Annotated in this window: 20 protein-coding genes and 1 tRNA gene; 12 read left to right on the plus strand and 9 right to left on the minus strand. The window is 58.2% G+C overall.

Annotation, left to right across the window (positions count from 1 at the left end; translation table 11 throughout):
- Positions 1–106: 106 nt before the first annotated feature.
- On the minus strand, positions 107–973 hold the full coding sequence (locus ACQZ45_RS10730; protein ID WP_065687156.1) for a LytTR family DNA-binding domain-containing protein: 867 nt from the start codon (positions 971–973) through the stop codon (positions 107–109).
- 48 nt (positions 974–1,021) lie between these two features.
- Between ACQZ45_RS10730 and ACQZ45_RS10735 the strand changes: the two genes are divergently transcribed.
- Positions 1,022–1,510, plus strand: coding sequence for a DUF2306 domain-containing protein (locus ACQZ45_RS10735; protein WP_113291196.1), 489 nt, complete (start codon positions 1,022–1,024; stop codon positions 1,508–1,510).
- 95 nt (positions 1,511–1,605) lie between these two features.
- Positions 1,606–2,535, plus strand: a complete 930-nt coding sequence (gene ypfJ, locus ACQZ45_RS10740) for a KPN_02809 family neutral zinc metallopeptidase (RefSeq protein ID WP_003513383.1) — start codon at positions 1,606–1,608, stop codon at positions 2,533–2,535.
- Between the two features lie 40 nt (positions 2,536–2,575).
- Here ypfJ and ACQZ45_RS10745 read toward each other — a convergent pair whose 3' ends face one another.
- Positions 2,576–3,055, minus strand: coding sequence for a DUF2938 domain-containing protein (locus tag ACQZ45_RS10745; protein WP_038491718.1), 480 nt, complete (start codon positions 3,053–3,055; stop codon positions 2,576–2,578).
- A 200-nt stretch (positions 3,056–3,255) separates the two neighbouring features.
- The gene (gene mcpU, locus ACQZ45_RS10750) at positions 3,256–5,346 is read right to left on the minus strand and encodes a methyl-accepting chemotaxis protein McpU (protein ID WP_113291195.1); all 2,091 of its coding nucleotides are present in this window, start codon (positions 5,344–5,346) and stop codon (positions 3,256–3,258) included.
- Positions 5,347–5,675: 329 nt separating this feature from the next.
- Between mcpU and ACQZ45_RS10755 the strand changes: the two genes are divergently transcribed.
- Entirely contained in the window at positions 5,676–7,073 is a 1,398-nt protein-coding gene (locus ACQZ45_RS10755) for an MATE family efflux transporter (protein ID WP_013636556.1), read from the plus strand.
- A gap of 39 nt (positions 7,074–7,112) precedes the next feature.
- On the opposite strand, the gene carA is transcribed toward ACQZ45_RS10755, so the two are convergent.
- Entirely contained in the window at positions 7,113–8,318 is a 1,206-nt protein-coding gene (gene carA / locus ACQZ45_RS10760; RefSeq protein ID WP_003513375.1) for a glutamine-hydrolyzing carbamoyl-phosphate synthase small subunit, read from the minus strand.
- Positions 8,319–8,657: 339 nt separating this feature from the next.
- Here carA and ACQZ45_RS10765 point away from each other — a divergent pair, with 339 nt between their 5' ends.
- The 4 genes from ACQZ45_RS10765 (at position 8,658) to ACQZ45_RS10780 (ending at position 15,040) form a co-directional block, all read left to right on the plus strand.
- Positions 8,658–9,107 (plus strand): GatB/YqeY domain-containing protein, encoded by a 450-nt coding sequence (locus ACQZ45_RS10765; RefSeq protein ID WP_026330775.1) that lies wholly within the window; start codon positions 8,658–8,660, stop codon positions 9,105–9,107.
- A 382-nt stretch (positions 9,108–9,489) separates the two neighbouring features.
- Complete coding sequence (dnaG, locus tag ACQZ45_RS10770) at positions 9,490–11,475, plus strand: DNA primase (RefSeq protein ID WP_113291193.1); 1,986 nt, start codon at positions 9,490–9,492, stop codon at positions 11,473–11,475.
- A gap of 394 nt (positions 11,476–11,869) precedes the next feature.
- Complete coding sequence (gene rpoD / locus ACQZ45_RS10775) at positions 11,870–13,924, plus strand: RNA polymerase sigma factor RpoD (protein ID WP_003513359.1); 2,055 nt, start codon at positions 11,870–11,872, stop codon at positions 13,922–13,924.
- 195 nt (positions 13,925–14,119) lie between these two features.
- The gene (locus ACQZ45_RS10780; protein ID WP_041694479.1) at positions 14,120–15,040 is read left to right on the plus strand and encodes a DUF930 domain-containing protein; all 921 of its coding nucleotides are present in this window, start codon (positions 14,120–14,122) and stop codon (positions 15,038–15,040) included.
- Positions 15,041–15,161: 121 nt separating this feature from the next.
- Here ACQZ45_RS10780 and ACQZ45_RS10785 read toward each other — a convergent pair whose 3' ends face one another.
- Complete coding sequence (locus ACQZ45_RS10785) at positions 15,162–17,714, minus strand: HWE histidine kinase domain-containing protein (RefSeq protein ID WP_025594090.1); 2,553 nt, start codon at positions 17,712–17,714, stop codon at positions 15,162–15,164.
- Positions 17,715–17,967: 253 nt separating this feature from the next.
- On the opposite strand from ACQZ45_RS10785, the gene ACQZ45_RS10790 reads away from it, so the two are divergent.
- Both ACQZ45_RS10790 and ACQZ45_RS10795 read left to right on the plus strand, forming a co-directional pair.
- On the plus strand, positions 17,968–18,393 hold the full coding sequence (locus ACQZ45_RS10790) for a secondary thiamine-phosphate synthase enzyme YjbQ (RefSeq protein ID WP_038491704.1): 426 nt from the start codon (positions 17,968–17,970) through the stop codon (positions 18,391–18,393).
- Between the two features lie 159 nt (positions 18,394–18,552).
- Complete coding sequence (locus tag ACQZ45_RS10795; RefSeq protein ID WP_003513350.1) at positions 18,553–18,930, plus strand: hypothetical protein; 378 nt, start codon at positions 18,553–18,555, stop codon at positions 18,928–18,930.
- Between the two features lie 170 nt (positions 18,931–19,100).
- Here the strand turns inward: ACQZ45_RS10795 and ACQZ45_RS10800 are convergent, their stop codons facing one another.
- Positions 19,101–19,844 carry an SIMPL domain-containing protein gene (locus tag ACQZ45_RS10800; RefSeq protein ID WP_113291192.1) on the minus strand — a complete coding sequence of 248 codons (744 nt, stop codon included), beginning with the start codon at positions 19,842–19,844 and terminating at the stop codon, positions 19,101–19,103.
- A gap of 178 nt (positions 19,845–20,022) precedes the next feature.
- On the opposite strand from ACQZ45_RS10800, the gene ACQZ45_RS10805 reads away from it, so the two are divergent.
- Positions 20,023–20,098: transfer RNA gene (locus tag ACQZ45_RS10805), tRNA-Ile, on the plus strand.
- Positions 20,099–20,254: 156 nt separating this feature from the next.
- Here ACQZ45_RS10805 and ACQZ45_RS10810 read toward each other — a convergent pair.
- Positions 20,255–20,617 (minus strand): hypothetical protein, encoded by a 363-nt coding sequence (locus tag ACQZ45_RS10810; protein WP_003513347.1) that lies wholly within the window; start codon positions 20,615–20,617, stop codon positions 20,255–20,257.
- Positions 20,618–20,829: 212 nt separating this feature from the next.
- Positions 20,830–21,462 carry an outer membrane protein gene (locus tag ACQZ45_RS10815; RefSeq protein ID WP_003513345.1) on the minus strand — a complete coding sequence of 211 codons (633 nt, stop codon included), beginning with the start codon at positions 21,460–21,462 and terminating at the stop codon, positions 20,830–20,832.
- A 386-nt stretch (positions 21,463–21,848) separates the two neighbouring features.
- Between ACQZ45_RS10815 and ACQZ45_RS10820 the strand changes: the two genes are divergently transcribed.
- Both ACQZ45_RS10820 and ACQZ45_RS10825 read left to right on the plus strand, forming a co-directional pair.
- Positions 21,849–22,301, plus strand: coding sequence for a hypothetical protein (locus ACQZ45_RS10820; protein ID WP_003513344.1), 453 nt, complete (start codon positions 21,849–21,851; stop codon positions 22,299–22,301).
- Between the two features lie 202 nt (positions 22,302–22,503).
- On the plus strand, positions 22,504–23,064 hold the full coding sequence (locus tag ACQZ45_RS10825; protein WP_003513343.1) for a dual specificity protein phosphatase family protein: 561 nt from the start codon (positions 22,504–22,506) through the stop codon (positions 23,062–23,064).
- A gap of 99 nt (positions 23,065–23,163) precedes the next feature.
- Here ACQZ45_RS10825 and ACQZ45_RS10830 read toward each other — a convergent pair whose 3' ends face one another.
- Positions 23,164–24,423, minus strand: coding sequence for an AGE family epimerase/isomerase (locus tag ACQZ45_RS10830; RefSeq protein ID WP_162736131.1), 1,260 nt, complete (start codon positions 24,421–24,423; stop codon positions 23,164–23,166).

Below are 24,423 nucleotides of genomic sequence, written 5' to 3' on the forward strand. Positions count from 1 at the left end.
GATCACCGGCCGGGGCGCGCAATTCAAAGTTTTCAGGCTAGAAGCGGCTTATAGGCAAATGTTTTTGAGAACGGAACCCCATAAATTCCGGAATCGACAGAAACTCTTAACCCGCCGGTGTATGCGCGGCGAAACGGGCCTGCACGGCCGCGCTATGGGAGCGGCTGACGGGTATTTCCGAGCCGTCTCTTGTAATGACGTGCAGACGGCCAGCCTGTTTACGCAACGAGACGACGTCGGAAATGGCAATCCAGTGGGAACGGTGCACCTGCAAGCCTTCCGTGAGGCCTATTTCTTTCAGCGCATCGGCAAAACGCAGTAGAACGAGCTGATGGCCGCGCGTGGTGACGATTTCGGTATAGTGGTCCTGCACCGACAGCCGCAGCAATTCTCCGCGCTTTTGCGGCGGCAGCCGCTCCAGCAGCGGCGCGATGCTTTTCACCTCACCTTTGGCATCTCCATTCGGGTCCGCAACGGCATCCGTTGCCGTTGCGCGTGACTGGCAGGCCGTGAGGTAGCTCAGCAGGCAAAAGATGGCGCAGAGCGGCAGGGCCGACAGGCTGCTTTTCAGAAAGGCAGCGAAACCCATTTCCCTGCCGGAAAAGATTTGGTTCATGATGGAAAGCAGCAGCCCGATGGGCAGGGCTGCCGTCAGCGAGCCGATCATCATGCGTGTCAGCATATTTTCAATGCTGCTGGCAAGGATGGTGTTGGCGAGGATGGAAAAGGATATTGCGAACGTCCATGCGCCAGCCTGAACGATTGTCCAGTAAAGCAGCCGGTCGGCGAAACTCATGGTCTCACTTGTCCCGAAAGGGCCGGTCAGAATGAAGATCGCCAATATGGCAAGGAAGGTCAGCCACAGTCTGCGCGATTGCAGGATGGCGTGCATTTCACGAAGCGTGGACTGCAAAGAGAGGTGATCCACGAAGTTTTCCTGCGGTTGACGCCAATGCGTTTTTCTTTCGCGCATGTTTTGCCGAAGTTAGCGATAATTTCAACCGGGTCAAAACGCTTCACCATGTCACTCCAGCCTTTGCTAGACGCACCGCTTGCCGTGCAATTCCATGTCGCCACCGTTGTTCCGGCCGCGATTCTCGGTGCCTTCATTTTTCTTCGCCCAAAAGGAACCGCCATCCACCGGCTACTCGGCAGGATTTGGGTGACGCTGATGGTCATGACGTCCGTTTCGACCTTCTTCATTCATGAATTGAGGGTGTTTTACGGTTTCAGCCCGATTTATCTTTTATCGGTTCTCACCATATATGGCTGTCTGCAATCGGTCCTTTTCGCGCGCAGGGGCGAAATCAGGCGCCATATGAGGATCATGCAGAGTGTTTATCTCGGCGGTATCGTCATCGCAGGCGGTTTCACCTTCGTTCCGGGGCGGATCATTCACGAGGTTGCTTTCGGTGACGGTCAGCCGGGTCTTGTGGTGCTTTTCGCGGGCGTGTTCGTGTTTGCCCTGCTGTCTCTGACCGTCTTCACGCAAAGGCGGCGAGCCTCCTGAACGAATGCACCCACCTCCGCTTTCTTCCGGAACAAGATGTATTATAGTGCCGTTATAAGGTTGCCTGTTGAGGCGACGTTTGCGGAGAGAAAAGCATGGAATGGAGAGGGCGCCGCCAGTCGGACAATATCGAGGATCGGCGCGGCATGTCGGCGGGATCGGGGCCATCCGGCAACGATCCTTTTTCGCGTGGCGGAATGCGCGTGCCGATTGGGCGCCGCGGCGGCGGTATCGGCATTGGCGGTCTTCTGCTGATCTTGCTGATAAGCTGGGTGCTTGGCATCAATCCGCTGACGCTGCTTTCGGGCGGAGACATTTCACTGGATGGGGGCGGTACCACGCAGCAATCCGGCCAGCAGGCGGGCACTCGGCCGCAGGGCCAATCGTCCGACGAGACGACGGCTTTCGTGCGCACCGTGCTGGCTGAGACGGAAGATACGTGGAGCGGCATTTTCCAGTCCGCCGGCGAGACCTATCAGAAACCGACCCTTGTGCTGTTTTCCGGGCAGGTTGCGTCTGCCTGCGGTTCTGCCTCTGCGGCCAGCGGCCCGTTCTATTGCCCTGGTGACCGCAAGGTTTATCTCGACACCAGTTTCTTCAGTGAACTGGACAAGCGTTTCGGCGCGTCTGGCGATTTCGCGCAGGCTTACGTTATTGCGCATGAGGTGGGCCACCACGTCCAGAACCTGACCGGTGTCCTGCCGGAGTTCAACCGCCGCCGCCAGTCCATGAGCCAGGTGGATGCCAACAAGATGTCGGTGCGTGTGGAGCTTCAGGCCGATTGTTATGCCGGTATCTGGGGCAAGTTCACCGAACAGAAGGGAATTCTGGAAACCGGTGACCTTGAGGAAGCGCTCAACGCTGCCCACCAGATCGGCGACGACACCCTGCAGAAGCAGACTCAAGGATATGTGGTGCCTGACAGTTTCAACCACGGTACGTCGGCGCAGCGCATGGAATGGTTCAAGCGCGGCTTCCAGAACGGACGCGTCGAGGACTGCGACACCTTTTCGGCGAATATCTGAGAATCAAATGAACGAGGGGGCTTTTCAGCCCCCTTTTTATTCAGCGCATCAACAGCGCCACGGCATACATGCCAAGCGCGAAGATCGTATGGGCAACGAGGTTGAGAAAGCGAACCTTGTTCGGGTTCGGCGTCTTCGATGCCGCCCAGCCGATGCCGAGGCCAGGTTGCAGTAGGAACCAGCCCGCGCCGACTGTGACGATGCCCACGATCCAAGGCTGAATGAAGGACGGCTCTGAAAACCACGAGGCCGGCACTATCAGGGCGAGAATGATGCCGTAGAGAATGCCGACGGCATAATGCGAGACCCAGCCGAGCGCCAGTTCATGCTCGTAAGGTGCGGCCGTTGCGATAGTATCGTGGAATATCCTGCCCTTCGGCACATGCCAGAACCAGCGGCCGACCGGTGCCCAGTTCGGGGCGGACTGGCCGAAAAACCGGTGCAGCACAATCGCCCATATATCCATAAACACGGTGCCACCCACCCCCATGGCAATACCGCGCCAAATCAAATCCAGCATAGATCCCTCCGCAAATCATGATCGATCAAGCTCTAGCTGATCGTGTGAGTGGCGGGAACAGGGTTTTTCGCGTGCTGAGGGCGGACAAGAAAAATGGCCGGATCGCTCCGGCCATAATGAAGACTGAAACGTCTCCTCCGTCATGCCGGACTGGATCCGGGGTAACGGTGCGATTGTCTCACCAGTGAGCTATTTTCGGTCTACGCAGCACGCCCATATTCAGCCTGCCGCCGCGTTGCCGTGGCGAGCTGGAACTGCGCAAGCAATTCGTTGAGCGCCGCCGCTTCCGAGGCGAGGCCGTGGCTTGCCGCAGTCTGTTCTTCGACCATGGCGGCATTCTGCTGGGTGCCCTGATCGATGGTGTTGATGGCGGTGTTGATTTCCTGAAGTCCGGTGGACTGTTCGCGCGACGACGTTACGATGGCGTCGATGTGGCGGTTGATCTCCTGGACTTCGCGCACGATGGTTTCCAGCGCCTTGCCGGCATTGCCGACGAGATCGACACCGGATTGCACCTGCGATGTTGAGGCGTTGATCAGCGTCTTGATCTCCTTCGCGGCATTTGCCGAGCGCTGGGCAAGCTCGCGCACTTCCTGTGCGACGACGGCGAAACCCTTGCCTGCCTCACCGGCGCGGGCGGCTTCCACGCCGGCATTCAGCGCAAGCAGGTTAGTCTGGAAGGCGATTTCGTCGATCACGCCAATGATGTTGCTGATCTCCGACGACGATTTTTCGATGCCTTCCATGGCGCGAACAGCGTCCTCGACGATGATGCCGGACTGCTCGGCATTGTTGCGCGTGCGGTCGACCAGACGGCCTACCTCTTCGGCACGGCGGGCGGAATCCTTGACCGTCGTGGTTATTTCCTCAAGCGCGGCCGCAGTCTCCTCGACAGAGGCGGCCTGCTGCTCGGTGCGCTTGGCCAGATCGTCGGCAGACTGGCGGATTTCTCCAGCACCGGCATCGATTGCGCGTGCATTCTGGCCGACTGTGCTCAAGGCAACGTTCAGCTTGGCGACGGAGTTGTTGAAGTCGTCGCGCAAGCGGTCGATGCGGGTCACGAAAGGCGTCTCGATCCGGTAGTTGAGGTCGCCGTTCGAAAGGTGCGTCAGTCCCTTTGCCAGCGAATCGACTGCGAACTGGATGTCGGCCGCGTCTTTCGCCGCCAGTCGTTCGCGGTCGTTGCGCTCCTGTTCGGAAAGCGTGCGGTTCTGTTCGGCGTCGCCCTCAAGACGCAGACGTTCCGTGGCGTTCGATTTGAATACGGCAACCGCCGCAGCCATCGAGCCGATCTGGTCACTGCGCTCCTGGCCGGGAATGGCGACATCGAGATTGCCGGCGGCAAGCCTTTCCATGGCAGCAGTCATCTGCGTGACGGGGCGAACAATGAAACGGCTGAGAACGGTTGCCAGCAGGGCGATCATGATCGCGGCGGCAAGGATTGTCGCGATGGTTGCCGCGAGGCGAAATTGGCCGATCGCGCTGTAGGCGACGTCGGAATCGACAACGAAACCGAGATACCAATCGACCGAGGGCAGACCGGCGACGGGAATGAAGCTGGTGATCTTGCCCTTGCCGTCGATCTCGGTTTGCGAAATCGCGGAAGAAATTGCCGGTGTATCAACCTTGAAGAGATCGGTCAGCGGCTTGTCGACGAATTTCGCATAGGGATGCATGAGGATCTTGCCGTCCTTGCTGACGAGGAAGGCGTATCCATCCTTGCCGGCATCCACCGACTTGATCATCGTTACCAGCGAATCCAGCGAGAAGTCGCTACCCGTCACGCCGGCCAGCTTGCCGTCGATGGACACGGGAATGGCGGCAGTGATGATAAGGCCGCCGGTCGACGCATCGCTATAGGGCTCGGTCAGTACTGGCTTGCCGGCCTTGACGGCGTCCAGATACCAGGGGCGCTTGCGCGGGTCGTAGCCTTCCGGCAATGGCAATTTAGGGAAAGTCGTGAAACTGCCGCTTTCAGCATTGCCGAAATAGGTGGACATGAACTGAGCCGTCAGCACGTCGTTCTGGAGGAACTGCAGTTTGGCGTCGTCATCTGGGAGCTTGGCGAGCGTCTTCGCAACCGTTTCGGTCAGCATGATGCGGCCGTTCAGCCAGTTGGCGATGCTTTGCGCTGCCTGCTTGCCGGACGAATCGATATTTTCCGCCACGGCTTGCGTTGTCACCTGGTGTTGAAGACTGTCGATATAGAAGGAAAAGCCGGCAAAAGCGGCGACGACAAGCGATGACGCCGCAAACAGAATGCGCGTCATGAGATTGGTTTTTTTGGGCAAGCTACACGTCCTTGGAACCAGATGTGCCCATTCGGCTCATCTTGGAAAATAATGGGAAAGACATGCCTCAATGGCGGGAATATTCTGCGTCATGCAGCTTATGGTTTGAAAGAACTTCGCGATATTCTAATGCGTAAAGTGAAATGGTAAAATTCGGCTAAATTTGTTTTATGTCAGGCCGTTTCGGCCCAAGTGGACGTAAAATTGCCGTTCTGCGTAAATTTTGATCATTGATCCGCAAAGGTTGCGTGCAGGAAGGGAATATTTTATTCATCACCTGCTGCCATTGCGCAATTCGCGGGCAATGGCCAAAATTCAGGTGAATTACAATGTCTTCGTCGGTTGTTGCAGAAACCGTTCCCTCTGGATCGGGGTCGTGGCTTTCGCATTTCAAGGCTACGCTTGCGCTTGGAATTCCGCTTGTCGGTGCGCAGCTCGCGCAGCTTGGCATCCACACTACAGATATGGTCATCGTCGGTCAGCTCGGAGCTGAGAAGCTGGCGGCCATGGTGCTGGCCGGGCAGTTCTTCTTCGTTGTCTTCATTTTCGGCTCGGGATTTTCCGTGGCCGTGGTGCCAATGGTAGCGCAGGCTTACGGGCAGGGCGATGCGACGGCTGCCCGCCGCTCGCTGCGCATGGGCATGTGGGTGGCAATCGCCTACTGGATTCTGGCCTTGCCGATATTCTTCAACGCCGAGCGCATTCTGGTCTATCTCGGGCAAAACCCCGAAGTTGCGGCGTTGACCGGCCATTATCTCGCCATCGCCAAGTTCGGCCTTTTGCCGGCGCTGCTTTTTTACGTGCTGCGCGGGCTTGTCAGTGCCATCGGCCGTGCTGGTATCATTCTGTATGTCACCATCATCATGTTGGTGATGAACGGTTTGATGGCCTATGCGCTGGTCTTCGGCCATTTCGGATTGCCGGTGATGGGCATGAACGGCGCGGCTGTCGTTGCCGTCATCGTCAATGCCTTCAGCTTCATCTTCATCGTCGCTTATGTGCAGACGCGTGAGGAAACCAGGAAATACGAGCTGTTCGTGCGCTTCTGGCGGCCGGACTGGCATGCGCTGTTCGAAGTGCTGCGCCTTGGCCTGCCGATCAGCATCACCATCCTTGCCGAAGTGACGCTGTTTGCGGCGGCTTCGATCCTGATGGGACAGATTGGCACCGTGCAGCTTGCGGCGCATGGCATCGCTCTGCAGCTTGCCTCCATCGCTTTCATGATCCCGCTCGGCCTGTCGCAGGCGGCGACCGTGAGGGTCGGTGTCGCGTTTGGTCAGGGTGATTTCAGGAACCTGGTGCGCGCCGCCATCATGGTCTACGCGATTGCCTGCGGCATTGCCGTTTGCGGCGGCATCCTGTTTGCGGCTGTTCCGGAATTTCTGGCGAAGTGGTTTCTTGACGCGAAGTTGCCGGAAGCGGCGGAAGTGCTTGCCTACGCAAGCAGCCTCGTGGTGATCGCCGGCATCTTCCAGCTGGTCGATGGTATCCAGGCCGTGACAGCAGGTTTGCTGCGCGGATTGAAGGATGCGCGCATTCCGGCGATGCTGGCGCTGATTTCCTATTGGCCGATCGGGCTGGCGCTGGCCTGGACCATGGCCTTTCCGCTCGGCTTTGGCGGACGCGGCGTCTGGTTCGGTTTCGTGATCGGCCTTTCGACGGCGGCCGTTCTCCTGACTATACGTTTCGTCATTCTGGTGAAGCGTGAAATGAAAACGGCCCGCTGAAAGCGGGCCGTATATTTTTCCTGATTTTCCGAAGATGTCTCAGCGCTCGGCGAGCGCTGCCTCACCTTGTCTCTCGCGCAGCAGGTTGACGAAGCGGCGGAAGAGATAGTGGCTGTCCTGCGGGCCGGGCGATGCTTCCGGATGGTGCTGGACGGAGAAGACCGGCTTGCCGACGATGCGCAGGCCGCAATTGGTGCCGTCGAACAGCGACGTGTGGGTTTCTTCGACGCCATCAGGCAGCGACTTGGCGTCAACCGCAAAACCGTGGTTCATGGAAACGATTTCCACCTTGCCGGTGGTGAAATCCTTGACCGGATGGTTGGCGCCGTGGTGGCCCTGGTGCATCTTTTCAGTCTTGGCGCCGACGGCCAGGCCAAGCATCTGGTGGCCGAGGCAGATGCCGAAGATCGGCAGGTCGCTGTTGATGAGGTTCTGAATGACCGGTACGGCATATTCGCCTGTCGCGGCCGGGTCTCCCGGACCGTTGGAAAGGAAAACGCCATCCGGCTTCAATGCCAGAATGTCTTCGGCGGATGTCTGGGCCGGAACCACAGTGACCTTGCAATCGAGACCGGCGAAGAGGCGCAGGATGTTGCGCTTGACGCCGAAATCCACGCAGACGACATGGTACTTCGCATCGGCTTCATTCAGCGTGCCGTAACCCTCGTTCCAAACCCAAGGCGTTTCCGTCCAGGTGGAGGATTGGCCGGATGTGGCTTCGATGGCGAGGTCGAGGCCGACGAGACCGCTCCATGCCTTGGCTTCCGCCTTCAGCGCCTCGATGTCGAACACGCCGTTGGGATCATGGGCGATCACCGCGTTCGGTGCACCGTTTTCGCGTATCCATGCCGTCAGCGCGCGCGTGTCGATGCCGCAAAGGCCGATGACGCCGCGGGCTTTCAGCCAGGCATCCAGATGTTTGGCGGCGCGGAAGTTCGAAGGGTCGGTGATGTCGGCCTTGAAGATGACGCCGACTGCGCCGCGGCGGGCGGCTGGCGTCAGGTCTTCGATGTCTTCCTCATTGGTGCCGACATTGCCGATGTGCGGGAAGGTGAAGGTGACGATCTGGCCGAGATAGGACGGATCGGTCAGGATTTCTTCGTAACCGGTCAGTGCGGTGTTGAAGCAGACTTCCGCCTGTACCTTGCCGGTTGCGCCGATCCCCGTTCCCTCGATCACTGTGCCATCGGCAAGAACAAGCATTGCGGTCGGTTTGCGGGTAGTCCAGGGCGCTGTCTCGGTCATCTCGTTCCGTTTCTGCCGCTTCGCACCCCGCCTCTTGAAAGGCAGGGGGAGAGGGGCCATTTTTTGTCGCAGGCTTCGTGACATAAAGGGGCGCGCGAAAAACTCGCGTTTTGACCCTTCGTTAAAATCTCGTGCAGGTGCCGGAAAATAACGAAAGCTGCTTAAACGGTCAACCGCAGGCTCGAGATTTACGCGGAATTAAACCTTCGCACATTCAAAGGCTTATGCATTTGATTTGCTTGAGCGGGTTTGCTCGGTTATGTCGTTTCGAAAAATAAGGTGGAAAGTTTCCGTGTCGAGAAGCTGCGGAATGCACTTTCCCAAGGAGAAGAAGAAATGATGCGCGACACGTTCGCTAATACTCTGAAAGACGCGCTGAAGGCTCGTGACGCCCGGCGTACATCGACCGTGCGTCTCATCCAGGCGGCCATCAAGGATCGCGATATTGCCAATCGCGGCGTGGGCAAGGACCCCGTCACCGACGACGAGATCATGCAGATCCTGACCAAGATGGTGAAGCAGCGGGAAGAGTCCGCCAGCATCTATGATGGTGCCGGTCGCGCCGAGCTTGCCGCTCAGGAGCGCGAGGAAATCGTCATCATCAAGGAATTCATGCCGGAAGAAATTCCGGCCGAAAAGGTGCGCGAATTGTGCCAGGCCGTCATCAGCGAAACCGGCGCCTCCGGCCTGCGTGACATGGGCAAGTGCATGAATGCGCTCAAGGAGCGCTATCCCGGCCAGATCGACTTCGCGAAAGCCTCCGGCGTCGTCAAGGATTTGCTGAAGTAGGTTTCGCCCGTTCGGAAAAAGTAAAGGCAGGGCAGCCATGGCTGCCCTGCCTTTTTGCTGCCGACGAAGGCGCATTTCGGCGGATCAAAATGCGGTCACACGCAGGCGTTTTTCGGGGGACGTGCCTGCGGGCGTCAGCAGCTTTATGAGAATGTCCGGGCGCTGCCTTTGAATATGTTTTATACCTCGGCGACGGTTGGCTCAAATTACAAAAACATAATTTTTTGTGATGATGCGCTGCCATAAATTTGCCCGAAGCGGGCGACAGCGGCGATGCGGTTTTAGTACGATGGCCTGTGAATATCGGGTATTCCGGTTCTTTGGGTTTGGTACTGACCCCTTTCTGCGCTTATATGAAAGACTGGCCTCGAACAGGTAACCCATGCGATTTTCCAATTCTTTTCTCGATGAGATACGCGACCGCGTGAACATCTCCGATGTGATCGGCAGACGTGTGTCCTGGGATAAGAAGAAGACCAATACGCCGCGGGGCGATTATTGGGCCTGCTGCCCGTTCCATGGCGAAAAAAGCCCGAGTTTTCACTGCGAGGATCGCAAGGGGCGATACCATTGTTTCGGTTGCGGTGTTTCCGGCGATCATTTCCGGTTTCTCACCGATCTCGAGGGGTTGAGTTTCCCCGAAGCCGTTCAGCAGATCGCCGACATGGCCGGCATCTCCATGCCGCAACCCGATCCGCAGGCTGAGAAGCGCGAGCGCGAGCGCACCTCGTTGCAGGACGTCATGGAAATGGCGACGCTGTTCTTTCAGGATCAGTTGCAGACCGCGCATGGTGCGCGGGCGCGGGCTTACCTGCGCGATCGCGGGCTGACTGGGCGCACCATCGAGACATTCAGGCTCGGTTTTGCACCAGATAGCCGCAATGCGCTGAAGGAGCATCTGGCGAGCAAGGGTGTGGCGCGCGAACAGATGGAAGCCTGCGGGCTGGTGGTGCATGAAAACGTGCCGGTTTCCTATGACCGCTTCCGCGACCGCATCATGTTCCCGATCCTGTCGTCGCGCGAAAAGGTGATCGCTTTCGGCGGCCGCGCCATGGCGGCGGATGCAGTGGCCAAATATCTGAACTCCAACGAGACCGAGCTTTTTCACAAGGGCAATGTTCTCTACAATTTCGCCCGCGCGCGGCGCGCCTCGCAGGCTTCCGGCGGCACCGTCATTGCCGTCGAAGGTTATATGGACGTCATTGCGCTTTATCAGGCGGGTGTCGAAAATGCTGTCGCCCCGCTCGGCACGGCGCTGACGGAAAGCCAGCTTGATCTCCTGTGGAAAATGTCGCCGCAGCCGATCCTCTGCTTTGATGGCGACGGCGCCGGTATTCGTGCCGCCAACCGCGCAGCCGATCTCGCCTTGCCGCATATCAAGCCTGATCGTTCGGTGAGTTTTGCGCTTTTGCCCGACGGAAAAGACCCTGATGATCTCGTGCGGCTGGAGGGGCGTGCGCCTTTTGACCGTGTGCTTTCCGAGGCAAAACCGCTCGCGGCGATGATCTGGAGCCGCGAGACGTCTTCGGTGACTTTCGATACGCCTGAAAAGCGTGCCCAGCTTGAAAGCCGGCTGCGGCAGATCGTTGCCGTCATCGGCGACGAGGCGGTGCGGCGTTTTTACCAGCAGGATATGCGCGACAGGCTGAATGCCTTCTTCCAGCCGCGTTTTCAGCAGGGCGGTTCGCAGGGTGGAAATTTCCGCCGCGATGGCCAGCAGGGTAATGGGCGCGGGTTCCAGAGGAACGCTTCCGGACGGGGTGGAGCCATGGCTGCGCCGGCCAGCAACATTTCCGACCGGCTTACCCAGTCGGGTCTGGTCAGGGGGCACCAGACCAAGCCTTCACTTCGCGAAAGCGTTCTCGCCATCACCATCGTCAACCATCCCGAACTTCTGCTTGAGGAATATGACGAGATCGCCGCGATCGATTACGAGAACCGCGATCTGCAACGCCTGTGGTCGACTGTGCTGACCTTTGCAGCGGAAAGTGCGGCCGAGATTTCGCGGGCAGGGCTGATCGAGCGCCTGTCGCAGCAGGGTTTCGAGGTGCTTTTGAAAACCATGGACCAGCAGGTGCGCAATGCGCGCCTGTGGACGGCCACGGAACAGGCGGCGCTGGAAGATGCGCGTGAGGGATATGTGCAGGCGCTTTCCCTGCACAAGAGGACGAAATCCCTGCTCTGGCAGAAGCGTGAGCTGGAGCGGGAAATAGGCGAGGCGACGGACGACGAACGCGGCACGCTTCTGGTGCGGGCGCTGGCCGAAGTTCAGCTGGAAATCGGCCGAATGGAAAATCAGGAAGCGATCATCGATGGTTTCGGCGTCATGTCCGGCCGGGTAAAGGGTCCAGCTGTCGGCCATGGCTGAGGACTGCGGCCAAGAATAGAAAGACGTGTGGGGTTGCCTTTTGCTGCAAGCGCCCTAAATAGGGGGTAGTCTGGTGATAACTCGCAAAATGCGGCCCTTTTTATGAATTTCCGTGGCTGTCTCGCCCTCAAAGGCTTGACGGGGCGGGAAATAGCGGGAATCACCAATTCAGGAATAGTAAGGTGGAATGAGCCTTGGCGGATAGAAATTGCATGAGCAAGCATTTTCGGGTGCACTGTCTTTGCATTCTGCCTGAGGCTGCCGTGGTTAATCGGCAATTAAAGATCACTCCGTTAGGTGTCTGACAGTGATTCGCTGTTATCAGCCGGATGCTCTCAAGGCGAACGGCGATGCGGCGGAACAGGTGTTAGCGTCAGGGAAAGCGACGAGATAGATGGCAACCAAAGTCAAAGAAAACGAAGAAGCAGAAAACGAACGCGACGGTGCGACGGACGGTCCGCTTCTCGATCTTTCGGATGACGCGGTCAAAAAGATGATCAAGGCCGCCAAGAAGCGCGGCTATGTGACGATGGACGAGCTGAATTCCGTCCTGCCGTCCGAAGAAGTGACGTCCGAGCAGATCGAAGACACGATGGCGATGCTGTCCGATATGGGCATCAACGTTATCGAGGACGAGGATGCCGAGGAAGCACCGGGCGAAGCCGAAAGCGACGATTCCGATAACGAAGAGTCCGAAGGCGGCGAACTGGCACCTTCCGGCGGTACCGCGCTTGCGACCGCGAAGAAAAAAGAACCGACCGACCGTACAGACGATCCTGTGCGCATGTATCTGCGCGAAATGGGTTCCGTAGAGCTTCTGTCGCGCGAAGGCGAAATCGCCATCGCCAAGCGCATCGAGGCCGGCCGCGAAACGATGATCTCCGGTCTTTGCGAAAGCCCGTTGACGTTCCAGGCGCTGATCATCTGGCGCGACGAACTCAACGAAGGCACGACGCTGCTGCGCGAGATTATCGATCTCGAAACCACCTATTCCGGCCCGGAAGCCAAGGCTGCCCCGCAGTTCCAGAGCCCGGAAAAGATCGAGGCGGACCGCAAGGCCGCCGAAGAGAAGGAAAAGACCCGCAGACTGCGTGCGCCCTCCGGTGACGAGGATGTGACTGACGTGGGTGGCGATGGCCTTCCGCCGGAAGAGGAAGAAGAGGACGACGACGAGTCCAACCTTTCGCTTGCCGCGATGGAAGCCGAGCTGCGTCCGCAGGTCATGGAAACGCTCGACACCATTGCCGACACCTACAAGAAGCTGCGCAAGCTTCAGGACCAGCAGGTCGAGGCTCGCCTTGCCTGCACGGGAACCCTGTCCTCCGGTCAGGAGCGCCGCTACAAGGATCTCAAGGACCAGTTGATCACGGCTGTGAAGTCGCTGTCGCTGAACCAGAACCGTGTCGACAGCCTTGTCGAGCAGCTTTACGATATTTCCAAGCGTCTGATGCAGAACGAAGGCCGGCTGCTGCGCCTTGCCGAATCCTATGGCGTCAAGCGCGACAGCTTCCTCGAGCAGTATCACGGTGCGGAACTCGATCCGAACTGGATGAAGTCGATTGCCAATCTGGCCGCCCGCGGCTGGAAGGAATTCGCCCGCGAGGAAAGCAACACGATCCGCGAGATCCGTCAGGAAATCCAGAATCTGTCGACGGAAACCGGTATTTCCATCGCCGAATTCCGCCGTATCGTTTCCATGGTACAGAAGGGTGAGCGCGAAGCGCGTATCGCCAAGAAGGAGATGGTCGAGGCCAACCTGCGTCTCGTGATCTCCATCGCCAAGAAATACACCAACCGCGGCCTGCAGTTCCTCGATCTCATTCAGGAAGGCAATATTGGCCTGATGAAGGCGGTGGACAAGTTCGAATATCGCCGTGGTTACAAGTTCTCGACCTATGCGACATGGTGGATCAGACAGGCGATCACCCGTTCGATCGCCGACCAGGCGCGCACGATCCGTATTCCGGTTCACATGATCGAGACGATCAACAAGATCGTTCGCACCTCGCGCCAGATGCTGCACGAGATCGGCCGCGAGCCGACCCCGGAAGAGCTGGCGGAAAAGCTGGCCATGCCGCTTGAAAAGGTGCGTAAGGTTCTGAAAATCGCCAAGGAGCCGATTTCGCTCGAAACCCCTGTGGGTGACGAAGAGGATTCGCATCTCGGCGACTTCATCGAGGACAAGAACGCGCTGCTGCCTATCGACGCCGCCATTCAGGCCAACTTGCGCGAGACGACGACCCGCGTTCTCGCCTCGCTGACGCCGCGTGAAGAACGTGTTCTGCGCATGCGTTTCGGCATCGGCATGAACACCGACCATACGCTGGAAGAAGTCGGCCAGCAGTTCTCGGTCACGCGCGAACGTATTCGCCAGATCGAGGCGAAGGCACTTCGCAAGCTGAAGCATCCGAGCCGCTCCAGAAAGCTCAGAAGCTTCCTCGACAGCTAAGCCTTTGCCTGCTTTAAAATTGAACCCGGTCAGTCACCTCTGGCCGGGTTTTTTGTTTCCCGCACTGGCGATCTCTGCGACAAGCCTTATGTGTGAAAACAAAGCGTTCCGCGTTTTCGGAAATGCTCAGGTTCGATTTGGCTCGATAACATGCAACAGGTTTCGGCAAGCAGATGGCGAGGGAAGGGATGGGCGGTGCCCGTCTCCGTGTTGCTGCATTTGGCTGTGGTCGCAATCTTTCTTTTTGAACTGCCCGAACGCATAGCCGAACCGCAGGAGCCGGAAAGCATCAGCGTCGATCTGGTGCCGCCGCCTGAGGAAAAGAAGCCAGAAGAAGCCAAGCCTCCCGCCGCCGAGCAGGCAAAGCAAGAAAAGCCGCAGCCTCCACCGCCGCCGCCCGCTCCGCCGGCAGAGGAGCCGAAACCTTCGCCGCCCTTGCAGGCGACGCTACCGGCTATCGCCATGCGGCCGGAGGAGACGCAGGCGGACCCAGAGGACAAGCCAGGTAAGGCGGAGGAAGCGGACAAGACCGAGCCTTCCAAGGAGCCTGAAAGCCAGCCTGAAAAGACGGCTGAGGACAAGCCCGCGCCATCTGCCGCCAACGGCGATCTCAAGGCGTCCGCCGAACAGGGAGAAATTGCGGTTTCACCCGTCAAGCAAGAGGCTGAGCCGGAAAAAGCGCCTGTGCCGCAGGAGAAACCGGCTGACGAAAAACCTGCCGAGGTGGCAAAGGAGAAGCCCGCGAAACTTCCGGCCGCCAAACAATTATTGTCTTCGTCGCTGCTTTCTCCGGCCCAAAGACGCCAGATGTTTGGTGATCTGCCGCCCCGCCGACGTATTGTTAATCTTTGCAGCACGGAAGCTCTGGCCCAAATTCAAAATGCGGGTTTTCCTGCCCGTGGTATGATACCGACATCGGATACCGGCCGTAAGATTTCTGGAAGTTCGATCGACGCGACCGGCGGCGCATTCAACGTCGGTGGAACCTGGTATGATGTATCATTTCAATGTGATGTCGATTTAGACAACTACGCCGTCACGGAATTCCGGTTTAAAATCGGGAACGCCATAAGCCCGGAGGATGCGAAAAAGCGGGGTTTCACGCGTTTTCAATGAGGTTGGGTTTTCGGAAGCTTGGGGTCGCCGACGAAGGTTTCTAGCCTCTCCTCCGTCATCCTCGGGCTTGACCCGAGGATGACGTCGAGTTTGGAGCAGTCTCGCCATCCGGCCCAAGAATTCACACCCTCTCCGTATCACCGACCAACAGCCCGATACCCGCCATCAGCGCATCCTCGTCGTACGGCTTCCTGATAACAGGCACGTTGCCGAAGTCGTCAGGCACCATGCTGGCGTCGGCATAGCCGGTGGCGAACAGGAAGGGGATGCCGCGGCGGTGAAGCTCGCGTGCGACGGCGATGGAGGTGTCGGAACCGAGATTGATGTCGAGGATAGCCACATCCGGCACGTAGCTCTTCAGCTTCTCGATGGCCATTGCCGAGGAGGTCGCGGTTTCGATTGTCTTGATGCCGTTGTCTTCCAGCATGTTCTCCACATCCATGGCGATCAGCATCTGGTCTTCTACGAGCAATATTTTCAACGTTTCCTCCCGGTTGGACCGTCTGGGTTGTGGTACGGTGTCATCCTCCGTCTTCATCTCGGAAGCTGTCATGACTGCTGAGATATGGCGGGAGGGCAGGAGAATTTCCGCCTCCAGCCCATCAGGCAAATACCGAATGGTGCTGCGTCCGCCCAGATCGTAGGGGATGCTGCGGCTGATGAGCGCCGTGCCGAACCCGGAGCGTGATGGTGTGGGCAGCTTGGTAGGCAGAGTTTCGCGCCAATGTATCAGGCAATCGCGGTTTTCGTCGACTTCCCAGCGCAGATCCAGCTTTCCGCCTGTCTGCGCGAGCGCGCCGTATTTGGCAGCATTCGTCGCCAGTTCATGCAGTACGAGGGCCATGACGGAAAATGCGCGCGAATCGAGCGTGACCTGTGGTCCGGCGAGATCAACAATAGCCTCGGCTGAACGGTGCGGCGACAATTCGGCGTCCAGCAGGTCGCGCAACGACCCGCCGCCTTCACCGCGAATGATCTGGTCATGGGCAAAGGACAATGCCTGGATACGACCCTTCAGCGCACCGACATATTCCTGAAGGGTTTTACCCTCCTGCGAGGGATTGCCGACCAGCGATTTGATAATGGCGAGAACGTTCTTGACGCGGTGGTTGAGTTCCTCGTTCAGCATGCGCTGGCGCACTTCCGCGCGCTCCCTTTCGCCCGCCATCAGCTCGCTGTGATGGAATGCGACCTCGACCAACGCTATTCTTGCGGCTTCGGCAATTTCCCGGTCCGCATCTGACCATGGCTGCGCCTGCAGGCGCACGGTCTCCTTCCAGATCGCGAAGCTCTTGCGCGGCGTGAGACGATCGCCGAGCGGACCGGTCTCATAGGATTTTTCCGGGTTGCCGGCCCAGTTCAGGTTCTGCACGATCTCCCTGCGGAAAAACAGCAGATAGTCGTTTTTGACCTGCGACAGCGGAATGGCGAGCATTCCGGCTGCGATATCTGCATAAATCTCCGCTTCCGGTATGGCTTGCGAGATGGCATGGGTTGCCCAGACCCTTCCCTCACTGACAGAGGTTACGAAGCGCGCCAGCCTTGGAATGGCATCCGCGGGCGGCGTTGCGCCGTGGCCGTGCCAGTTGTTGTCCACCCAAAGACCGACGCCGTCGCATGGCATCAGATCGGCAAAATCCTGGAAACTGTCGATCAGCAGTTCCTCGATGTGTGCGTGATGGGCGGCGAGCCGGAGGAAGCGGTCGAGAGCGGCATGGGCGTGGTTGACGGTATCGAGTTTGCGCTTCTGCTTAAGGACCTGCAAATGCATGGAGAAAAACTCTCCAAACATTTCTGCGGCGATCCTGACTGACATCGTCAGAACGCGTGGCGAATAATGGTGGCAGGCGATAAGACCCCACAGGGCGCCATCGACGATCACCGAAATCGACATGGAGGCACCAACGCCCATATTGCGAAGATATTCGCAATGGATGGGAGAAACGCTGCGCAAATGCGCGAATGACAGATCAAGCGGTTCACCAGACACATCGATGGCGGGCAATACGGGAACTCGTATTCCGCTGGCGTCGGAGATGATGCGCAGTGTGTTTTTAAGATAGAGCGTGCGGGCCTGCTGCGGTATGTCGCTTGCCGGAAAATATTGTCCGAGAAAGCTTTCCAGTTCCGGCTGCTTTGCCTCCGACACGACCTTGCCTGCACCGTCATCCTCGAAACGGTAGATCATCACCCGGTCGTAACCCAAGGTCGCCTTTACCAGCCGGGTTGTTCTCGAAATCAGGCTTTCGACCGTGTCTGCCTCGCGAATGCGGTCCACCATCTTGCGTGCGGTGCCAAGCGGCTGGGTCTCGCTCCCCGACGGTTCGAATTCGATGATCGTCGTGGATTTATAGCGGTGGAGCGCAATATCGAAGCTGCGACCATCGCGCAGTTCCATATTGGGCAGCATGGCAGGGCGGGTGGTTCTGCCAGTTACCGTGAGTGCGTTGCGAAGGTCATGGACGAGATTTTTACCAAGCACTTCTTCGGCGGTTCTGCCGTTGATATCGCCATCGACGCGCAAAATCTCGCGACAGTTTTCCGAGTGTCGTAGGACCATGCGCATGGCGTTATCGCAAGCGATCAGGCAGCCGTGCGGTTGTATATAACCTGGAATGTGGATGGGTTCGCGGTCGCAATTTGTCAGGTCGACATTATAATCAGTGGATGCCATGAATCTATCTCTCGCACCCTCTGCCTGTCTTGCACTGAAAATAGTTTAGTCGTCCGCAGACGGGAAAGCCTGAATGGTTCATTCTGATAGTGCCAATCCTTCCCCGTTTTTTTGCAACCGTGACGCCGGTATTCCGTTCTATTAAAGGCAGCCGCCATGTCATGGAAGCACGCCTTTTCGCCATCAGTTACAATTCGACATGGTCCAACGTTTGCAGTGCCTAATTTGTTCCGAATTTTCTAAAGGAAATAACGTGCCGCAGAAGAAAATGACCATTACCACCACCCACGGGCAGGGGCTCTACGAATTTACGTCCGAAGCCGAGCGCTTTGTGAAGGAGGCAGGCGTGGACGAAGGCCTTTTGACCGTCTTCGTCAGGCACACATCCTGCTCCCTGCTTATCCAGGAAAATGCCGATCCGGATGTCCGACGCGATCTGGCGATATTTTTTTCCCGCCTCGTGCCACCTTCCGACGATGTCTCCATGCGCTGGGTCGTCCACACGCTCGAAGGCCCTGATGACATGCCTGCTCACATCAAATCGGCCCTGACCGCGGTTTCCATCGGAGTACCGATCAGCGATGGCAGGCTTACCCTTGGCACATGGCAGGGCCTTTATCTTTTCGAACATCGCGACCGGCCGCACCGCCGTGAAATCGTTCTGCATATCTCCCCATGATTCCCGTCAAAAGCCCTGCCTTTTCCTTTCGTTTTCCCGTTAATGTCTCTGAACGTCTGCTGAACATGCGGTTCTGTCGGCGTTCAGGCGGGCGGGTCTAGGGTCTCGTCAATCGCCGGGGGACGTCCCTGCCGGCGCAGAAACAAACGGAGTGAGTTCATGTTCAGCACCTTCGCAAAAGCCGGCCTGGCTGCCCTCATCGCCCTCGGCGGAATTTCCGTCACCGCCCCAGCTGCTTCGGCTGGCCCGGATGTTCAGCTCAGAGTTCAGGTTCAGGATGGATACGGTCATGACAGAGGCCGCGGCCCGGGCTGGGGTCGTCCCGATCGTCCTGGTCCGGGTTGGGGCCGTCCTGACCGCCCGCGTTACGGTTGCTCGCCACGGCTTGCGGAGGAAAAGGCTAGCCGCATGGGTCTTCGCCGCGCGCGCGTTGTCGATGTATCGCCGCGCCGTGTCGTGGTTGCAGGCTTCGACCGTCGCGGCCCTGACCGCATCTTCTTCGCCAATGAGCGTGGTTGCCCGGTGATCCGTCGCTAAACGGCTGATATTGATCCGCGGAAATCCCCCGCCCTTCGCGCGGATCGAAAAAATGCCCCTCGCTTGTTATGACAGGCGGGGGGCGTTTCTTTTTGTGGCCTCTCGGGTGGCGGTTACGCGCAGCCGTTCGGCAAATGCGGGCGGCGGGCAGTGCCGCCGCTCCGACTGTTTTATTCGCCCAGGGCGAAGGTGACGTTGACCACAACGCTGTAGTTGTTCTCACCCGAAGCGATCGGCACGTTGTCGGCCTCCTTCGCCATCGAAGCGCGCATCATGGTCTGCGGCACCGGCATGGGGCGCTGCATGTTCTCGCTGATTTGGATCACGCGTCCAAGCTTCACGCCCGCCGCTTCCGTCAGCGTTTTCGCTTTGGCCAGCGCATCGGCAACGGCTTGCTTGCGGGCCTCGGTCACGGTTGCTTCCGGCTTGTCATTGGTGAAGGTAATATCGCCGCCTTGGTTGATACCGAGCTTGACGGAGGTATCGAGTATCTCGCCCAGCTTCTTCAGGTCGCGTACGCGCACGGTCAGTCCGTTGGAAACTTGATAGCCGGTAATTTCCGGTGCGACGTAAACGCCGTCTTTCGGTTCATAATGCTTATAAAGCGGCTGCACGGAGAAATTGCTCGTCTGCAGGTCGCGGTCTTCGATGGCGGACGCCTTCAGCGATTTCAGAACCTCGGCGAGCGCCTTGGAATTCTCTGTCAGAGCCGCAGCCGCCGTTTCCGCCTGCTTTACGACACTGAATGACAGGATCGCCATATCGGGCGCGATTGCCGATTGACCTTCGCCGGAAACACTGATGGTTGCTTCGCGCGGGGTGGCATCCTGCGCAAGAGCATTACCGGCAAGCGGCATCATTGCTGCTGCGGTCAATGCACTAAGTGCGAAAAGGCGGGCCTTTGTCGTCGTCATGGTGTTTCCTCGTTGATTGTGTCCCTTTGCAGGGTATTGCCTTAGATTGTGAAGCTAATACGGCAACGGCAGCTTGCGATAGCATCAATGGCTTGTCGGGCCGTAAAAATTACGTTAGAGCGTGACCCACCGGATTCGAACCATTGCGAAGCCGGTGTTTCGGATAATTTTTCCGAAAGGGCCTGTAGCTCAATGGTTAGAGCCGGCGGCTCATAACCGCTTGGTTGGGAGTTCGAGTCTCTCCGGGCCCACCATTTTCCTTATATTTTGAACAAGTTGGTGCGATTCCGTATAGCAAGTCGATACATCATCGATCATTGCGCATTCCTTGGATTTTGCTCATCCAACAAAAAATCCGACCAGCCATTCAGACTGATCGGATTGTTCATTACGGATTTTCAGCTATGGGGTCAGTCGCAGACCCGCATGCTTTCGGTGTGCCAGCCGCCATCATAGGAATTGGGAACGCGGCGGTCTTCGAACCAGCAGCGTGGGCGGGGCGGCGGTGGTGGCTCGTAGTAGCGGGGACCGCTGTTGCCGCCGTTGGCGATTGCGCCGCCGATCAGGCCGCCGATAACGCCTGCAGCCAGTCCGCCGGCAATCGCAGCACCATCATTGTGGCGGCGGTGTTCGCGATAGGGCGGTGGGGGCGGGCCGCCACGGTCGTAGCGCGGACGATAGGGATAGTCCTGCGCGGCAGCGGTGCCGTAGGACGCGAAGACGCTGCCGGTGGCAACCAGCGCGGCAAGGGTTGTAAGAATGATCTTTTTCATCGAGGGCTACTCCATAAGCCTGCTTCGGGAGATAGAGGCTCATTATGCCCGCATGATGGCACGGGCCGGCTGAACGGTCCGTGAATATCTCATTTTTGCGATGTTCACATTTTCCACGTTTTTAGAGTCTCAGGGCGAAGCTGGTGCGGCGTTCCGACAAAGAAAAAGCCCGGCACTTGGCCGGGCTCTTTTGCTGACGTTTGACGACGCTATCAGAACTTCACACCAAGGCCGACCTTGACGGTGCTCTGGTCGAAATCGGTGTTGACGCCGAAGATGTCCTTGTCGCCATAGTCATTGTAGCGATATTCAATTCTGCCGAACACATTGTCGGTGAAGGCATAGTCCAAGCCAGCGCCGACGGTGTAACCGTTGAACGTGGTGCTATCCTTGCCGGCGCCAGGCGTTTCGATGAAACCGCGCGTCGCTGTCCAGCCGGCGGTACCATAGATCAAGGCACGGTCGAAAGCGTAACCGACACGGCCACGAACAGAGCCCTGCCAGTCGGTGCCGATGTTCACGCCGGCATAGTCATTGTCGTTCCAGTTATAATCGACATCGCCTTCGATACCGAGGACGAAATTATTGTCGAACTGGTAATTGTAACCGGCAAAAGCGCCCAGAATGCCACCATCGAAACTATCCGACGCGACGGGGCCGCCAGCCGAAAAATCGCCGTTCGCCCAGCCAGCGCCGCCTTGAATACCAAGATACGGACCAGACCAGGTAAATACCGGCAGGGTTTCCTGCGCGACCGGAGGCGCCGGGGTTTCGTAGACGGCATCCGCAGCCATCGCGGTGCTGGCGGACAGGGCCAAGAGTGACGTTACGATCAGCGTTTTCATCGTTTTTCTCCCTGAGCTGATTGACTTCTATAACATATATTAGGTGCATTTAATATGGGTTGGAGATCGGCGGTTCCAAGGGGCAGATTGTTCCCTCGAGTTGCCGGCCTTCCTTGCCCAAATCGCGACGTTTTTTACCGCCCCGTCATGCTGTTCTGATGCGGCGAACGCCTTCAACGGCGTTTGGTTCCTTTCGCCGCCTTGTCAAAGCAACGGAAGCGGGGTCACGCTTGGTTGTCTTGACAGCGAGGGGCACGACCATAGAGTTGTGCCTGTCTGCGGCAATGCCGGTGCTTCGACACCTGGATAGGGCTGATGTTGCGGGCAGGAATGGGCAAGGGAGGACAGGATCGCATGCGGGTTAGTTTTTATGGGGGAGGGGCGACGTGATTGTCGGAGCCGTTCTCAGTGCCATTCTTCTTCTCACCCTCATCGCGTTTCCGCGGCACCTCAAACCGGTCGTCATCTGCCTGCTGTTGATCTGGGGGACCACCGCCGCCTTTGTCATTTACGACTGGCAGCGCGGTAGCCAGCGGCTCGACCATGTCATTGCGACGGCTAGCTTCGATGCGGCGTGCACGGATGCGGCATTGCCGATCCGCGTCAGCTTCCGCAACGACAATAATGTTGCCGTGCAGCGCCTGACCTATACGCTTGAAGGGTTCGAGCCTGCCTTCCGCGCCTCCGTCGCCTTTGATCCCTATCAGGTGAGTGAAAGGCGGATCGAGGCTGGAGAGACATTTGCCGCGTGCCGCTCTTTCCGACTGCGCAACAATGAAACGGTAGATCCGCAACGGCTGGAATGGCGCGTCACCATCGTTTCTGCGGAATTCGATTGAACGGCTGTCGCTGCTTCCGACCCTCACGGTTTCTTGAACATTTTCGTGCTGTCGCCTGAACCCCTTGTTTCGCAAGGGGTTCGTAAAGGTGCCCGCGTCGTTGCCGGCCACGCCGAGGCCGCTTTCGCCGTTGCGGGACTTGTTTTCGCCGATTTGCAATGCCACCTGCCCACCCGTCCGATGAATGTTGCGGGTTTAGGTTTTGCGTATAGTTCTGAAGTTTCTGAAAATTGCCGCCATTGGCCTGGTGGCTCTGCCGGTTCTGGCCGGCGCGCATATGGGCATTGGCCAGCTGACCGGAAATTTTCACGAGGTCATCCCCGGCGAACTTTATCGTTCGGCCCAGCCGAGCGGTAAGGACATCACGGCCTATGCCAAGGCCTACGGCATCAAGACGATCATCAATCTGCGCGATGAAAAGCGTGAAGGCTGGTATGACGCCGAAAGCCAGGCAGCGAAAAACAACGGTGTCCGGCTTGTCGATTATCCGCTGAGTTCAAGCGAGAAGGTCTCGGTGGAGGAAGCGGAAACGCTCGTCGCCGTGCTGCGCAACGCTGAAAAACCGATCCTCATCCATTGCGAACACGGCGCCAACCGAACCGGGCTCGCCTCCGCGATCTATGTGAGCGCCGTTGCCGGCAAAAGCGAGGCTGCCGCCGAGTTCCAGCTTTCACCCTATTACGGACATGTGCCGATCCCGGGTATCGGCCGTTATGAAATGTACCAGTCCTGGGATGATTTCGAGGAAACTATCGGATTTTGAGGCGCCTCGATATGCCGACACCCCGGATTTGATCCGGGGTCCAGCATCATCACGTCCGGTATGACGGAGCGTGTCAGATGCTTCATTCTTGCAGCGGCCTCAATAGGAGCCGCCGCCTTCCTTGATCACTTTCGTCAAACTTCCCGTTGCCGGAAATAGCGGGATCAGGCAGGCCTGAAGCGCGTGGTAGATGTCGCCCTTGCCGGGGAAAAGCGTGTTGTCTGGAATCAGATTTTCCGTCAGCTCCTCGTGCCAGCCGCCATTGTCGTGGTCGATGAAATTGTTGGCGATCGTGCTCCAGATGCGGCGGTAGCTGTCTTCGTAGAATTCGTCCGCCGGCAGATTTTCGTTGAGGAAGTGGGCTGCACCCGCCGCCTCGCACATGGGCCACCAGAGCTTTGCCGTCTTGTCGGGATTGTCGTGCCAGTCGAGCGTATAAAAGAAGCCGCCTTTTTCGCGGTCCCAGCCAAGCGCCATGGATTGCACGAAGAGCGATTTTGCCGCCACCGGCATCCAGTCGTGGCGGCGTTCGCCCAGCACCCACAATTGCAGGATGAGGCGCGCCCATTCCAGCCAGTGGCCGGGAGTGGAGCCCGAGGGGCGGAACATTTCGTTGCCACGATACTCCTTGTCGAGCGTCCAGTTCTCGTCAAAATGCTCCGGCACGCGGAAATCCAGCTCACCGGCGCGGCGACGGATGACGAGATCGGCGATGCGTTCGGCCTTTGTCAGGTAATTGCTGTCGCCGGTCGCCTCATAGGCGGCCATCAGCGCTTCGGTCAGATGCATGTTGGAATTCTGGCCGCGATAATTGTCGATGGGTGACCAGTCGCGGTTGAATTCCTCGGCGATAGCGCCGTGTTTTTCTTCCCAGAAACGCGTTTCCAGAACCTCGGTGATGTCGGCCAGCATCTTGTCAGCAAGCGGGTGGCCGACAGTTTTGGCGGAGGAGGCGGCCAGAAGCACGAAGGCGTGGCCATAACCCTGTTTGGTGGCGTCCACCGGGCCGCCATCGTTGACCTGCCAGAAATAACCGCCGTGCTCGCTGTCACGATGATTGTTCCAGAGGTAGGTCATACCGTGGTCGACGATATCGCCGCAGCCCGGCCGTCCGAGCAGGTGGCCGATGGAGAAGCAATGCACCATGCGTGCCGAGGCATGGATGCCGCGCACAGGATCGTTTTTCTGCAGCGGCGCACCCTTGGCATCGAGATCGAAGAAGCCGCCGGCCGGATTGACGGCGCGGTACTGGAAGAAGTCGAAAAGCCCATCGGCCTGTTTGACCAGCCACTGGCGATGCCATGGCAAGGTGTTCCAGTTCCGGTTGTTGTGGTCGTCCTCGGGCATTTCGTCCTCCAT

This window comes from Agrobacterium sp. 16-2014-1-2a (genome assembly GCF_053522705.1).

Excerpts from the sequence above, each read along its gene's own strand:
- ACQZ45_RS10730 (WP_065687156.1), bottom strand. The coding sequence starts at position 973 with ATGCGCGAAAGAAAAACGCATTGGCGTCAACCGCAGGAAAACTTCGTG.
- ACQZ45_RS10735 (WP_113291196.1), top strand. The coding sequence starts at position 1,022 with ATGTCACTCCAGCCTTTGCTAGACGCACCGCTTGCCGTGCAATTCCAT.
- ypfJ (WP_003513383.1), top strand. The coding sequence starts at position 1,606 with ATGGAATGGAGAGGGCGCCGCCAGTCGGACAATATCGAGGATCGGCGC.
- ACQZ45_RS10745 (WP_038491718.1), bottom strand. The coding sequence starts at position 3,055 with ATGCTGGATTTGATTTGGCGCGGTATTGCCATGGGGGTGGGTGGCACC.
- ACQZ45_RS10755 (WP_013636556.1), top strand. The coding sequence starts at position 5,676 with ATGTCTTCGTCGGTTGTTGCAGAAACCGTTCCCTCTGGATCGGGGTCG.
- carA (WP_003513375.1), bottom strand. The coding sequence starts at position 8,318 with ATGACCGAGACAGCGCCCTGGACTACCCGCAAACCGACCGCAATGCTT.
- ACQZ45_RS10765 (WP_026330775.1), top strand. The coding sequence starts at position 8,658 with ATGCGCGACACGTTCGCTAATACTCTGAAAGACGCGCTGAAGGCTCGT.
- dnaG (WP_113291193.1), top strand. The coding sequence starts at position 9,490 with ATGCGATTTTCCAATTCTTTTCTCGATGAGATACGCGACCGCGTGAAC.
- rpoD (WP_003513359.1), top strand. The coding sequence starts at position 11,870 with ATGGCAACCAAAGTCAAAGAAAACGAAGAAGCAGAAAACGAACGCGAC.
- ACQZ45_RS10785 (WP_025594090.1), bottom strand. The coding sequence starts at position 17,714 with ATGGCATCCACTGATTATAATGTCGACCTGACAAATTGCGACCGCGAA.
- ACQZ45_RS10795 (WP_003513350.1), top strand. The coding sequence starts at position 18,553 with ATGTTCAGCACCTTCGCAAAAGCCGGCCTGGCTGCCCTCATCGCCCTC.
- ACQZ45_RS10800 (WP_113291192.1), bottom strand. The coding sequence starts at position 19,844 with ATGACGACGACAAAGGCCCGCCTTTTCGCACTTAGTGCATTGACCGCA.
- ACQZ45_RS10810 (WP_003513347.1), bottom strand. The coding sequence starts at position 20,617 with ATGAAAAAGATCATTCTTACAACCCTTGCCGCGCTGGTTGCCACCGGC.
- ACQZ45_RS10815 (WP_003513345.1), bottom strand. The coding sequence starts at position 21,462 with ATGAAAACGCTGATCGTAACGTCACTCTTGGCCCTGTCCGCCAGCACC.
- ACQZ45_RS10830 (WP_162736131.1), bottom strand. The coding sequence starts at position 24,423 with ATGGAGGACGAAATGCCCGAGGACGACCACAACAACCGGAACTGGAAC.